The organism is Streptococcus sp. 2579 (assembly GCF_013277195.1).
In the GTDB taxonomy this organism is placed as follows: Bacteria; Bacillota; Bacilli; order Lactobacillales; family Streptococcaceae; genus Streptococcus.
In genome coordinates this window covers 1-14,078 of record NZ_VMMM01000024.1, presented here as the reverse complement: position 1 = coordinate 14,078, position 14,078 = coordinate 1, and the positions used below count along the sequence as shown (strand labels likewise).

Annotated in this window: 9 protein-coding genes and 1 pseudogene; 5 read left to right on the top strand and 5 right to left on the bottom strand. The window is 41.6% G+C overall.

Translation table 11 applies throughout. The annotated features are described in order from the left end of the window. Positions 1-84: 84 nt before the first annotated feature. Positions 85-2,307, bottom strand: a complete 2,223-nt coding sequence (gene recJ, locus HT725_RS09660) for a single-stranded-DNA-specific exonuclease RecJ (protein ID WP_173253504.1) — start codon at positions 2,305-2,307, stop codon at positions 85-87. Between the two features lie 176 nt (positions 2,308-2,483). Between recJ and HT725_RS09655 the strand changes: the two genes are divergently transcribed. The 5 genes and pseudogenes from HT725_RS09655 to HT725_RS09635 all read left to right on the top strand — a co-directional run bounded on the left by HT725_RS09655 (position 2,484) and on the right by HT725_RS09635 (position 6,732). Next, positions 2,484-3,242, top strand: a complete 759-nt coding sequence (locus HT725_RS09655; protein ID WP_061439634.1) for an amino acid ABC transporter ATP-binding protein — start codon at positions 2,484-2,486, stop codon at positions 3,240-3,242. Between the two features lie 10 nt (positions 3,243-3,252). Beyond that, complete coding sequence (locus HT725_RS09650; RefSeq protein WP_173253503.1) at positions 3,253-4,047, top strand: transporter substrate-binding domain-containing protein; 795 nt, start codon at positions 3,253-3,255, stop codon at positions 4,045-4,047. 12 nt (positions 4,048-4,059) lie between these two features. Next, positions 4,060-4,737 (top strand): amino acid ABC transporter permease, encoded by a 678-nt coding sequence (locus HT725_RS09645; RefSeq protein ID WP_000131137.1) that lies wholly within the window; start codon positions 4,060-4,062, stop codon positions 4,735-4,737. Between the two features lie 9 nt (positions 4,738-4,746). Further along, positions 4,747-5,406, top strand: a complete 660-nt coding sequence (locus HT725_RS09640) for an amino acid ABC transporter permease (RefSeq protein ID WP_000443889.1) — start codon at positions 4,747-4,749, stop codon at positions 5,404-5,406. Positions 5,407-5,552: 146 nt separating this feature from the next. Further along, positions 5,553-6,732 (top strand): annotated as a pseudogene (locus HT725_RS09635) (oxidoreductase). Positions 6,733-7,053: 321 nt separating this feature from the next. On the opposite strand, the gene HT725_RS09630 reads toward HT725_RS09635, so the two are convergent. From HT725_RS09630 to HT725_RS10335, 4 genes are all read right to left on the bottom strand, one after another. Continuing rightward, the gene (locus tag HT725_RS09630) at positions 7,054-7,935 is read right to left on the bottom strand and encodes a class II fructose-bisphosphate aldolase (RefSeq protein ID WP_033684898.1); all 882 of its coding nucleotides are present in this window, start codon (positions 7,933-7,935) and stop codon (positions 7,054-7,056) included. Between the two features lie 140 nt (positions 7,936-8,075). Then, complete coding sequence (vncS, locus tag HT725_RS09625; RefSeq protein WP_173253502.1) at positions 8,076-9,404, bottom strand: sensor histidine kinase VncS; 1,329 nt, start codon at positions 9,402-9,404, stop codon at positions 8,076-8,078. Further along, on the bottom strand, positions 9,401-10,057 hold the full coding sequence (gene vncR, locus HT725_RS09620) for a response regulator transcription factor VncR (RefSeq protein ID WP_173253501.1): 657 nt from the start codon (positions 10,055-10,057) through the stop codon (positions 9,401-9,403). The genes vncS and vncR overlap by 4 nt, the downstream gene beginning before the upstream one ends. Before the next feature lie 367 nt (positions 10,058-10,424). Further along, positions 10,425-14,078: hypothetical protein (locus tag HT725_RS10335; protein WP_240149624.1), on the bottom strand; the 3,654-nt coding region annotated here is incomplete at its 5' end.

Genomic DNA, 14,078 nt, shown 5'->3' with positions numbered 1-14,078 from the left:
TACCATTATACCATTTTTTTGATGATTTTCAAAATGAAGATTTGTTTTCAAAAAAGAGCTGGTTTCCCAACTCTTTCCTATGATCTACTCTTTTTCCATTAAAAAGTCATAAATTTCTTGCACGGTACCCAGCGCCATCATTTCTTGGTCTTTGACGGTTTGTTTGAGATTTTGGTAAATCTGACTTTCTCCGATTTCTCTCTTTGGCGCTTCTTTATTGACTGTCATAACCCCATCTTTGATCGTCACAAAGTCTAGCTCTTCAAATACTTGAATCATCTTGACCAGCAAGATTTGTTGAATATTAAGATAAGCTGCCAAATCCTTCAGTTTATAGCGAATATCAAACTCAGGAAACTGGTAGATAGTCTTGTACAATTTTGCAAACTGTTCTCTGGTCCCATAGCCTGTTAGATAGTAGGCCTTGTCAATATCATTTTTGAAATAGACAGCAGAGAAATTCTGTTCCTGAAAAATGGTCTTCAGCAGGGTAATATCCTCAGGAATGGTTTTTACGACAACAGCTTCACTAGTCGCTATATCTGGCAATTCTCCAGCAAAATCCAAGACTGGAACTCCCTCTGGCAAGACTGCATTCTTCCCACGGATATTAAAAAGTTGAACACCCTCCACACGCGCATCCACCATCATCAACTGGAGGGCAGTTTGACCATTCCATTGGTTGACAGACAATTTGACTGCCAGCTCTAGATTCTTGGTTTGAGCAAATTCTGTTGCCCATCTACCTTGGCCAAAGGCCACCACTTCAAAACTAGCCTCACCCTTAGAAATTTTCAGTTTGAGATGGGCATTGCCTGCCCCCATGGTACGGGCACTTTCGACCTGAAAATCCTTGATATAAAAGACAGGTTTCTGATTATCCATGCCAAAAGGAGCTAAACGTTCAAAGTTCTTGACTGTTTCAAGACTCAAAGCCTCCAAATCCAACTCTTCATCTAGGTTTAACTTGTTCTTGCCAGTAGCATCTGCACCTTTTTCACGGACATAATCTTCCAAAACCTGAGATAAATCTGAGAGTTTCTCCACTTCCAGCGTCATCCCTGCTGCACCAGCATGGCCACCAAAGGCGATGAAGAGGTCTCGATGAGGATCCAGAGCCTCAAAAATATCGACCGCTTCCACACTACGAGCACTGCCCTTGGCACGACCGTCTTCTATATTGAGAACGATAACTGTCTGCCCTAGTTCTTCCAACAAACGACCAGCCACGATTCCTAGAACCCCAGGATTCCAACCTTCCTTAGCCAAGACTTGGACCTTCTTCTCAGGGTCCACCATGGTCTTAGCTTCTTCATAGATAGACTGAACGATTTCCTTGCGCTCTTCATTTTTCTGGTGAATCATAAGGGCAATCTCGTGCGCTTCCTCATCATCAAACCCAGTCAGCAAATCAATGGCAGGATTGGGATCGTCCAAGCGACCCAAGGCATTCAAACGAGGAGCAATCTGGAAACCAACCGTTTCTTCTGTTACTTCGTTGGCAGCAATCCCAGCCATGTCTAGCATTTCTTGTAGACCAATACGCTGAGTGTGTCCCAACATTTCCAGACCATACTGAACCAAGATACGGTTCTCATCTGTCAAACTAACCATATCAGCAATGGTACCAATAGCGACCAAATCAAGCAATTCCACTTGTACTTCTTCTAAAAGGGCACAAGCCAGCTTGAAAGCAACTCCACAACCAGCCAAATATTTGAAAGGATAGTTCGCATCCGGATGTTCAGGATGGACAATAGCATAGGCATCTGGTAAGGTTTCAGGCATGGAATGGTGATCTGTGACAATGACATCCACTCCCATAGACTGGGCCAATTCAATAGCCTCATGACCAGCAACCCCATTATCCACCGTCACAATCAAGGAAATCCCTTCTTGCTCGATAAAGTATTTATAGACACTTGCATTAGGTCCATAGCCATCGGTAAAACGATTAGGCAAGTAAACACGGCATTCGGCGCCAAGCTGTTCCAAACTTTCCTTCACAATCGAAGCCGAAGTCATGCCATCCGCATCATAATCACCGTAAACGAGGATATTTTCCCCTTCTTCAATGGCCTGACGAATCCGTTCCACTGCCTTATCCATATCATGGAGTAGATAAGGGTCGTGCAAGTCCTCCAAGGAAGGTTCTAAAAACTTCTTCAGACTTTCTTGGTCCTGAATTCCTCTTTCAAATAATAACCGAGCCACATCAGGACCCAGTCCAGCCTTCTTGGCTATTTTTGTAAAATCCGCATCTTCTACCTGCGGGGCAAACTGCCATTCATAAGTAGGTGTTATCAAAAAGACATCCACTCTTTCTAAGAATTCTATTGCTTCATTATAACATGATTTAGACGTTTTCTCTATCCAGATTGCTTTTTTATAAAATTTTAGTGAATTTTTTCAGATATGATTTGACAAGACAAATCTTTTGGTGTAGAATCATGTTATAAAATCTAACACAAAGGAGATTCCTTATGGCTTTAGTAGAATTTGAACACGTCGAAAAATATTACGGAGACTACCACGCACTCCGCGACATCAATCTCCGTTTTGAAAAAGGACAAGTCGTTGTCCTACTCGGACCATCTGGTTCTGGGAAATCCACTCTTATCCGCACCATCAATGGTTTGGAGGCTGTTGACAAAGGAAGCCTTCTAGTAAATGGTCACCAAGTTGCTGGTGCCAACCAGAAAGATTTGGTACCTCTACGTAAGGAAGTCGGCATGGTTTTCCAGCATTTTAACCTCTACCCTCACAAAACAGTGTTAGAAAACGTAACACTTGCACCCATAAAAGTTCTAGGAATTGATAAAAAAGAAGCTGAAAAAACAGCTCAAAAATATCTGGAATTTGTAAATATGTGGGACAAGAAAGATTCATATCCAGCCATGCTATCTGGTGGACAAAAGCAACGGATTGCCATTGCACGTGGACTCGCTATGCATCCAGAGCTCCTTCTCTTTGATGAGCCAACATCTGCTCTTGACCCTGAAACCATCGGCGATGTTCTAGCAGTTATGCAAAAATTGGCCCACGATGGTATGAATATGATTGTCGTTACCCATGAAATGGGCTTTGCCCGTGAAGTTGCGGACCGCATCATCTTTATGGCTGACGGAGAAGTTTTGGTGGATACTACAGATGTTGATGACTTTTTCGATAATCCAAGCGAACCTCGTGCCCAACAATTTCTCAGTAAAATCATCAACCACGAAAGTGACAAAGTCAAATAAGGAGGCGCCTATGAAAAAGAAATTCTTTTTATCCGCATTATTGATTAGCCTTTTCGGCCTTGCTGCTACAAAACCAGTTCAGGCTGATACCACTGTCGCAGACATTCAAAAGAGAGGCGAGCTAGTTGTTGGTGTGAAACAAGACGTTCCCAATTTCGGTTACAAGGATCCCAAGACAGGGACCTTTTCTGGTATCGAAACGGACTTGGCCAAGATGGTAGCTGATGAGCTCAAGGTCAAGGTTCGTTATGTGCCTGTTACAGCGCAAACTCGTGGACCCCTTCTAGACAATGAACAGGTCGATATGGATATCGCAACCTTCACCATTACAGACGAACGCAAAAAACTCTACAACTTTACCAGTCCCTACTACACGGACGCATCTGGATTTTTGGTCAATAAATCTGCCAAAATCAAAAAGATTGAGGACCTAAACGGCAAAACCATCGGAGTCGCCCAAGGTTCCATCACCCAACGCCTGATTACTGAACTGGGTAAAAAGAAAGGTCTGAAGTTTAAATTCGTCGAACTTGGTTCCTACCCAGAATTGATTACTTCCCTGCACGCTCATCGTATCGATGCCTTTTCCGTTGACCGCTCGATTCTGTCTGGCTACATCAGCAAGCGCACAGTGCTACTAGATGATAGTTTCAAGCCATCTGACTACGGTATCGTTACCAAGAAATCAAATACCGAACTCAACGACTATCTTGATAACTTGGTTACTAAATGGAGCAAGGATGGTAGTTTGCAGAAACTTTATGACCGTTACAAGCTCAAACCATCTAGCCATACTGCAGATTAAGGAGGATACCCCATGACAGATTTATCATCTTGGACAGCCTATTTTCAGGATTTTGGACAATTTTTCAATGGTTTCCTCTTCACTCTTGCACTAGCTATCGGATCTTTTATCCTAGCCATGGTTTTGGGCATCTTCTTTGGAGCCATGTCAACCAGCAAGCGTCCAATATTGAGAATTTTAGCTCGCATCTTTGTCGAATTTTACCAAAATACTCCCCTCTTGGTGCAGTTTGTTATCGTTTTTTATGGCCTACCTCTTATCAGTGACCATATCATCATGATTCCAATTTATTGGACAGCCGTTCTCTGCGTGGGTCTCTATCACGGCGCCTATATCGCTGAGGTGATTCGCTCAGGTATTCAGTCTATTCCTAGCGGTCAGATGGAGGCCGCCTTGTCGCAAGGTTTTACCTATATCAGCGCCATGCGCTTGATTATCTTGCCTCAGGCCTTTCGTATCATTCTCCCTCCTTTGACCAACCAAATCGTCAACCTCATCAAAAATACCTCCACAGTCGCTATCATTTCTGGAGTCGACTTGATGTTTGTGACCAAGTCTTGGTCAGCACTTAACGGAAACTACATTCCAGCCTTTTTAGGCGCTGCCCTGCTCTACTTCTCTCTATGCTTTCCTGTTGCCCAGTTTGGTCGCAAGATGGAGCAAGCCAACAAAAAAGCCTATTCACTTTAGGAGGTTACTATGGAATCCATTTTAGAAGTTTTGACCCCAGATAACCTAGTCTTTATCTTTAAAGGATTTGGCTTGACCCTCTATATTTCTCTGATTGCCATCGTCCTCTCTACCCTTATCGGAACGGTGCTAGCCGTCATGAGAAATGGGAAAAATCCTGTCTTACGTATCATCTCCAGCATTTATATCGAGTTTGTACGTAACGTTCCCAACCTCCTCTGGATTTTCACTATCTTTTTAGTTTTCAAGATGAAATCCACACCAGCAGGAATCACTGCCTTTACCCTCTTTACATCAGCAGCCTTGGCTGAGATTATCCGAGGTGGTCTCAATGCCGTAGACAAGGGACAGTACGAAGCAGGAATGTCACAAGGATTTACTTCTGCACAAATCCTCTACCACATCATTCTCCCACAAGCCATTCGTAAAATGCTGCCAGCCATCATTTCTCAGTTTGTTACCGTGATTAAGGATACCAGCCTTCTCTACTCTGTTATCGCCCTACAAGAACTCTTTGGAGCCAGCCAAATTCTCATGGGCCGTTATTTCGAACCAGAGCAAGTCTTCAGTCTGTATATCCTGATTGCCCTCATCTACTTCAGCTTTAACCTAGCCATTTCTAGCCTGTCTCATATGCTAGCAAAACGTTGGCAACAAGCTGCAGAATAAAAAAAAACAGCTCTCCAGTTCAATTGGAGAGTTTTTTGATGAGAGTAGATATTTATAGACCTCAATTTGACACCATACTTTTTCTATGATAAAATGTAACAAATTTGTTTACAACAAATCAAAATCTTAATGAAATGGAATTTTCTATGAAATCACTCAAAGGACTACTCTTTATCATAGCTAGTTTTGTCTTGACTATTTTGACTTGGATGAACACTTCTCCCCAATTCATGATTCCAGGACTAGCTTTAACAAGCCTATCTCTGACTTTTATCCTAGCCACTCGTCTCCCACTGGTTTCACGGTTTAGAGAAGGTCTATACTGTCCATAAATTCACAGCCTTTCTCTCCATCATCCTACTCATCTTTCATAACTTCAGTATGGGCGGTTTGTGGGGCTCTCGATTAGCTGCTCAGTTTGGCAATCTTGCAATCTATATCTTTGTCAGTATCATCCTGGTCGCCTATTTAGGCAAATACATCCAATACGAAGCTTGGCGATGGATTCACCGTCTGGTTTATCTAGCTTATATTTTCGGACTCTTTCATGTCTATATGATGATGGGCAATCGCCTCCTTACATTTAATCTTCTAAGTTTTCTTGTTGGTAGCTATGCCCTTTTAGGCTTGCTAGCTGGTTTTTATATCATTTTTCTATATCAAAAGATTGGTTTCCCCTATCTAGGGAAAATCACCAATCTCAAACACTTAAATCACGATACTAGAGAAATTCAAATCCATCTTAGCAGACCTTTCAACTATCAATCAGGACAATTTGCCTTTCTGAAGATTTTCCAAGAAGGCTTTGAAAGTGCTCCACATCCCTTTTCTATCTCAGGAGGTCATGGTCAAACTCTTTACTTTACTGTTAAAAATTCAGGCGACCATACCAAGAATATCTATGACAATCTTCAAGTCGGCAGCAAAGTAAGCGTAGACAGAGCTTACGGGCACATGATTATAGAAGAAGGACGAGGAAATCAGGTTTGGATTGCTGGGGGTATTGGGATCACCCCCTTCATCTCTTACATCCGTGAACATCCTATTTTAGATAAACAGGTTCACTTCTACTATAGCTTCCGTGGAGGTGAAAATGCAGTTTATCTAGATTTACTCCGTGACTATGCTCAGAAAAATCCTAATTTTGAACTCCATCTAGTCGACAGTACAAAAAACGGCTATCTTAATTTTGAACAAAAAGAAGTACCCGAACAGGCAACCGTCTATATGTGTGGTCCTCTTTCTATGATGAAGTCACTTGCCAAACAGATTAAGAAACAAAATCCAAAAGCAGAGCTTATTTACGAAGGATTCAAGTTCAAATAACCACTCATACTCTCCTGAAATTTCCCAGGAGAGTTTTTTATAGCCAAATGAAATAAGACCGGAGCGATGGAATTTTGGCATTCAAATCAATTGATAAGAATATTTTATAGTGGAATGAAATAGGATACGAACAAATTGATTAGGAAAATCAAATGAATTTACAGAAATCTTTTAGCAGTCATGGCATCCTATTCCAGTTTCAAAACGCTATAGAAGCAGCATTGTGCTAGTCTAGTTTCAGTTTACTATACTAAAACGAGTAGCTTGAAACACCAAAAAACCCACCCAATGGGTAGGTTTCATCTGTATTATTCAGCTAGATTATGCTTTACCTTCTGAACCGAATACGTCGATACGTTCTTCAACTGATGCTTGGATAGCTTTTACACCGTCAGCCAAGAATTTACGTGGGTCGAAGAGTTTTTTCTTGTCGTATTCTGCTTCGTTTGCTTCGTAGTCACGAGCAAATTTACGAGTTGCGTTAGCGAATGCGATTTGGCATTCAGTGTTAACGTTAACTTTCGCAACACCAAGTTTGATAGCCTCTTGGATTTGCTCATCAGGAATACCTGAACCACCGTGCAATACGATTGGGAATCCTGGAACAGCTTCAGTCAATTTTTGCAAGTGATCAAGGTGAAGACCTTTCCAGTTTTCTGGGTAAGGACCGTGGATGTTACCGATACCAGCTGCCAAGAAGTCGATACCAGTTTCAACCATTGCTTTAGCGTCTTCGATTGGAGCCAATTCACCATCACCGATGATTCCGTCTTCTTCACCACCGATAGTACCAACTTCAGCTTCCACTGATACACCATTTGCATGAGCAAATTCTACAACTTTACGAGCTTTTTCAAGGTTTTCTTCAACTGGAAGGTGTGAACCATCAAACATAACTGAAGTATAACCAACTCGGATACACTCAAGTGCATCTTCGTAGTGACCGTGGTCAAGGTGGATAGCTACTGGTACAGTGATACCCATTGATTCAACAAGGTTAGCGATCAAGTTGCGAGCAACTTTGTAACCACCCATGTATTTAGCAGCACCCATTGAAGTTTGGATCAAAACTGGAGCTTTTTTAGCTTCTGCTGCGCGCAAGATAGCTTGAGTCCACTCAAGGTTGTTTGTGTTAAATCCACCAACTGCATAACCGTTGTCACGAGCTGCTTGGACAAATTTTTCTGCTGAAACGATTGCCATTTTATCAGGCCTCCTGTATATTTTTATGGGACTTCCCATTTACATTGTTCATTTTATCACTTTTTGACAAAAAAATCTAGTTTTTCCCGCAGTTTCGATTGAATTTCTTCTAGCTCCATCTATGTAAACCCTTTCTATCCCTAGTCTTGGGCGACTTTTGGAAAAGCTATGTAGAAGGTTAAACGATTCTCCGCCATCTCGAAACGATAGGGTAATTTTTCATGTTCCAATAGACTCTTGACCACAAAGAGCCCCATCCCAGACCCCTTGGCCTTGCGACTAGCATTGTCAGAAAAAGATTGGGTTAGTTTTTCTTGTTCTTCTGGACTGCAGCTATTTTCTATAAAGAATTCCCCTTCTCTTTCTCCAATGCCAACCAAGCCGCCTGGAACAGAGTGTTTAATAGCATTACTGATGAGGTTAGACAGAATCAACTTCATAACTGATGGGTTTAGATAAACCTGCTGATGAGTCAAACTATTGTCTATCTGGAGCTCTCTTTCCTTGGCTAGTAAGGCATAATCCTTAACCAGACTTTGCGTCATCTGGTATAAGTCAATTTGTTCCCTATCATCTCGCAATTCTTGCACAGACGAGAGAGAAAGTATCTGGAGAACGTGGTGATTGAGCTCATCCACAATCCCCAAGGCAACTCCAAGATAGTGGTCTCTATCCTTATAACGACCGACATTTTCTTTCATGTTTTCGATCAGGATTTTCAAACTAGCCAGCGGTGTTTTCAACTCATGAGAAGCCCCTCGTAGGAATTCGACCTTCATCTTTTCCAGCTGGAGAATAGCTTCATTCTTGTCATGCAAGTCCGCAATGACAGTCAAAAGATGCTGGTAGAGGCTATTGATTTGTTCCTTGAGATCACCAATCTCATCCTTCGAATCCACGCGCAATCGCACTTGGGCATCCAAATCCATCATCCGTCGGGTCACCCGCTTGATTTCCAAAATCGGGGCAACGATAGTCCGAGCATAGATATAGGCTACCAAAAGTGAAATCAGAAATGATGCCAACAAGGTATAGGGAAGAAACTGGAGACTGATTTGCTCTGCTTCCTTTTGCAAATCCATGGACGCTAAAAACTGGAGAGTCATGGTACCACCGTCCTGCGTTTTCACCTCACGCTCCTCGATAAAGAGAGAGGTGGTCTGGCGGTCTGTGTCCAGAGGAAGATTGTCCTTGACTTCTAACTTGTCCTCGGTCATCTCACCCTTGACCGCCCCCTTAATCTCACTAGTCTGGGAATACAGCTCTAACACTTGCTCGATACTCTGCCTATCCTTCCCTTCTAGGGACTGAGCAATGGCTGTCGCTTTCTGGCCAATGGTTTCCTGACGATGGCTCAGATAAGTCGAAGGAAAAAGAAAATAAATGGCTAAATGGAGACAGACGACTAGAACACTAAAAATCGAGAAGGTATAGATAAATATCTTTGTAAATAAACCTGTTCGTTTCATTTTCGCTCCAATTTATAACCAACATTGCGCACAGTGAGGATGCAGTCCAGGTCTAGCTTTTTCCGCAGTTCCTTGATATAAACATCAATGACTCGGTCAAAGGGAACCTCATCTGTCGCCTTCCAGACTGCATCGATAATCTGAGAACGAGTCAAGGCTCTTCCTTCATTTTTCACCAAATAATCAAGAATTTCTAACTCTTTGGCATTGATAGCTACTTCCTCACCTGCGAGGCTTGCACTGTAGCTTTCAAAGTCCACCTTGGCATCCTTGTAAGAAAAGATTCTTCCCGTATCATAATAGCGCTTGAAAATCGCATCCACCCTCACTTTTAAGAGGGAGAGGGAGAAGGGCTTTTCCAGATAGCCATCTGCTAGCGAAGCAAAGGCACTCATCTTGTATTCTTCATCCTGAAAGGCTGTCAGCATCAAGACAGGGACTTGGCTGGTTTTGCGAATCTCTGCTAGCACTTCTAGACCATTGAGCTTGGGCATCTGGATATCCAGTAAAACCAAGGCTACTTCATAGCTGGAAAATTTTTCTAAGGCTTCTTGCCCATCTGCAACCTCAATGGTTTCATAACCACAATCCGTCAAATAATCACTGATCCCCTCACGAATCATCTCTTCATCTTCTACAATTAAAATTTTCATACTTTAACTGCTCTCTATTTTTTATTTTTCTTAGAATAATACTCAATGAAAATCAAAGAGCAAACTAGGAAGCTAGCCGCAGGTTGCTCAAAGCACTATTTGAGGTTGCAGATAAGACTGATGAAGTCAGCTCAAAACACGGTTTTGAGGTTGTGGATAAGACTGACGAAGTCAGTTACCTATACCTATGATATCTACGGAAAGGTAAAGCTGGCGTAGTTTGAAGAGATTTTCGAAGAGTATAAATACCTACTCTATTTATTATAATCTCTTATTGGCATTTTGTCTTTAAGAAACTTGCTACTAGATAAAACAAAGAGAGCCTATCGCTCTCTCTGCTCATATTTCACTCCCTATGGAATGAAAATTATTTAGCTGCTTTTGAAAATGTTACAACGTAGTTATAATCTTTCCCATTAGCTTGATAGACATAGTCCTCTTTGAAAGTATAGCCACGTTCACGTAGTTTATCTTTCATAGCATCAACTTGAGTCTTGACAGCTTCTTTCACCTGTTCGTTAGTTGAACCAGCTGCGACTTCAAGAGGGGTTCCATTGATATCTCCTAGAAAACCTGCAATATCCTTCATTTTATCAAAGTTATAAAATACATTTACTTTGACCTTTTGAGGAGCTGGCTGTTCTAGACTTCTACGATTTCTACTAGCGCGTGGTTGAACTGCTGGAGCCATTCTGAAACCTGTGGTTCCTACTGGCTGTGTTTTGGATTCTTTTGTGAATTCTACAACATAATCATAGCTATCTCCACCCTCAACGATTTGATCCAAGTCTGTTGTGGACTTAACTGTAAAGCCTTGTTTTTTCAGTTTCTCAATTTGTGCTTTTGTTTTTTCTACAACAGCTTTTTTAATATCTTCTTTAGTTGCATTACCTGGTAAAGTTAAAAGATTATTTTCTCCTACTTCACCTAATGCTCCAGCTATATCTTTAAGAGCTGTTAAATTATAGTAGATATTTATTTTTTTAGTTTTATTAGATAAATCTCTTTTTACAACTTTTTTAGCTCTAACTTGAACTTTTGGTGCAATTCTGAATGTTGATGTCCCTTGAGTTTCTTTTGAAAATACTACTATATAGTTATAATTTTTCACTTGCGTATTTTCTTCAAAAATTATCTCATTCTTAACATTGTAACCGTGTTTTTTCAAATCAGCTATTTTCGCATCTATTTTTGCTTTTACCAGTTGTTTAGCTTGTTCTTCTGTGGCATTGTTTGGAATTTTTACTGTATTATTTTCCCCTGGATCAGCGAAAAAACCATTTATATCTGGCATCCCAGCAAAATTATAACTAATATTTACTGTACCCTCTTGTTCTCCTGCTGCACGAGCTACTCTTCTTGCTCTTGGTTGATATGAAGGAGCATTTCTGAAACTTGTATTTTCTGTTGTTGGCTGAGTAGTTTCTGAGTTTTCTGTTGTAGTTGCGTTTGCTGAAGTCGCTGGCTGTGTAGCTTCTGTTCCTGCTTCTGGTTGCGTTACTCCTGAAGATACTTCTCCTGAACCATGCCCTATTACCGTACTTCCATTATCAATTGTAGTTCCATCATTACGTCCATTTGATAAGCCATCCTTGTTATAGTTAGGAGATGTAATTTCCTCACCAGGAACTTCTAAAGCGAGAATCTCATTCTGATATTTATCTGTAATCTCTGATGCAGTTTCATCATCTGGCGCTGCTTGGATTTCTGCAATAGCCTTTGTTTTCAACTCTTCTAATTTCGCTTTAAAAGAAGTTTTATCAGATTCATCTGCAACTTTTTCAATCGCAGCTAATTTATCAGCATAAATAGAGTCAATATTTGTCAAATTTTCTTTCTTAGCTTCCTCTAATGCTGTATTCAACTCTTTTTCTTCCTCCGTTGCAGCTGCTGATTCTGTTTCTTTCGATGTTTCTGTTCCAGCTGGTTGTGTAACTGTTGTATCTCCAGCCGAATCTTCTGCTTTCGGAGCTGAAATTCCAGGTTGTTCTGTAGTTTCATCATTTGAAGGAGTAGCGTCTGTTGATGGATTATTTGAAGGGACATTGTCCGTTACTGGAGTTGATTCTGCTTCTTTTGTTTCTGAAGATTCTTCTACTGGTTGACCTTGATTTCCTGAAGTTGTAGCCTCTGACTCTTCAACTTTCGGAGTTTCTGCTTTCTGTTCAGATTCTACATTAGCTCCGTCTGTTTCTTCAGTTCCATTTACTACTTCTTCTCTTTTTGCTTTATCAGAAGTTGATGTTGTTGATTCTGAGTTTCCGTCTCCAGTTGAGGCTTCAGCATTTTGTGAATTTGTTTCTTCTTTATTGCCTTCTGTTACTGAATGTGATGACTCTGAATCGCTTGAATCATTTGTAGCATCTACAGATGGAGTAGTTGAAGTTTCTGACGTTACTTCTGGAGTTTTTTGCTCAGCTTCTTCTGTTTCATCAGAAGTCAACGTTGAAGGAGTTGAATTGCCATCCTCATTTGACTCACTTGTAGATGATACTGAATCTCCAGCTGGTTTGGCAACCTCTGAATCTGGCTCTGTTGATTCTGCTCCCTCATTCGATACTTCTGGAGCTGATGGTTGTTCCTCTACTTTCGGTTCTTTTTCAGATTTACCTTCTTCTCTAGCTGGTTGTGTAGCTGGCGACCCACCTTCAGAAACAGTTGATGGTTCTGTTGAATCCCCTGATTGCTCATCAGCTTCTTTCTCTTCTTTTCCTTCATCTCCTGCTGTTGTTCCCACTTCTTTTGGAGCTGGTTGTTCTTCTTTATTTTCCGAAGTTGTACCCTCTACCACTGGTGTTTCTGAAACTTCTGCTTTCGGAGCTGAACTTCCTGATTGTTCTGTAGTTTCATCATTTGAAGGAGTAGCGTCTGTTACCTTAGTGGATCCACCTGAATCAGTACTAGTTGTAGCACCTGTTGATGGATTATTTGATGTTTCGACGTTACCTTCTTCTCCTGCTGGCGCTGTCTCCTCAACTTTCGGAGTTACTCCTTCTGTTCCTTCAGCTCCATTTGCCGCTGATTCTGTTGAAGCTGGTGCTGATTCCACAGTTGCAGATGTTCCTGGTTCTGCTTTTGCTTCTTTTTCTGTTACTTCTGGTGTTGTTTCTGAAGCTTCTCCTGTTCCCTCTGGAGTTACGTCTGAAGTTCCTTCTTCTGCTGTTGCACCTGGTGTAGTTCCTTCTGTTTCATCTTCTTTAGGTGTTGTTTCTGCTGAAGTTCCTGAAGCTTCTGTTGATTCTGTTGGAGCTTCTACTTTTGGTTCAGTTGGTTTCGCTGCCTCTGGCTCTGTTACTTCAGCTTCCTTTGCTACTTCTTCTGTTGAAGATGGTGTTTCTGGTTTTGATGGTGCTGGGGTTTCTTCTGCTGGTTGATCTTGTTCTCCTGAAGTGCCTTCCTCTACCACTGGCGCTGGTTCTGTTGGTTCAGCTGACGCCTCTGGTTGTTCAACTTTCGGCGCTTCTATTTTTCCTTCAGTTGCATCTTCTTTAGGTGTTGGAGTAGTTGGCGCTTCTACTTTCGGAGTTGGAGTTTCTGCGTTTGGTTCAGCTGGTTTCGCTACCTCTGACTCTGTTACTTCTGGTTCCGGTGCTTCTGTTGCACCTGGTTGTTCTTCTTTATTTTCCGGAGTTGTCGGTGCTTCTGTTTTTGGTTCAGATGATTCTGTTGGCTCTTCCACTTTTGTCGCTGGAGTCGCTGGCTTCTCTTCTTTCGGCGCTGGTGTTACCACCTCTGGTGCTGTTTCTTTTGGTGCTACTGGAGCTTCTGTTTCTTCTTTAACTTCTGGGCTTGTCACAGCTGGTGCTTCTGAAGCAGGTTCTTCACCTAATTCTTCCGATCTTTCCACTACTGGTGCTGATACAGGCTGATAGACTGGGCTATAGTTCACAGTCATTTTTTCAACTTTCTCAGTGACATCTGTTAATTCAAAGGTAACAGCTTTTGTTTCTTGGTCTTTCTTGAGCAAGACTTCATAAGTACGAACTTCGCCACTTGCACCGCTTTCTTTGATGACAATCTT

Excerpts from the sequence above, each read along its gene's own strand:
- HT725_RS09640 (WP_000443889.1), top strand. The coding sequence starts at position 4,747 with ATGGAATCCATTTTAGAAGTTTTGACCCCAGATAACCTAGTCTTTATC.
- vncR (WP_173253501.1), bottom strand. The coding sequence starts at position 10,057 with ATGAAAATTTTAATTGTAGAAGATGAAGAGATGATTCGTGAGGGGATC.
- HT725_RS09655 (WP_061439634.1), top strand. The coding sequence starts at position 2,484 with ATGGCTTTAGTAGAATTTGAACACGTCGAAAAATATTACGGAGACTAC.
- HT725_RS09630 (WP_033684898.1), bottom strand. The coding sequence starts at position 7,935 with ATGGCAATCGTTTCAGCAGAAAAATTTGTCCAAGCAGCTCGTGACAAC.
- HT725_RS09650 (WP_173253503.1), top strand. The coding sequence starts at position 3,253 with ATGAAAAAGAAATTCTTTTTATCCGCATTATTGATTAGCCTTTTCGGC.
- HT725_RS09645 (WP_000131137.1), top strand. The coding sequence starts at position 4,060 with ATGACAGATTTATCATCTTGGACAGCCTATTTTCAGGATTTTGGACAA.
- vncS (WP_173253502.1), bottom strand. The coding sequence starts at position 9,404 with ATGAAACGAACAGGTTTATTTACAAAGATATTTATCTATACCTTCTCG.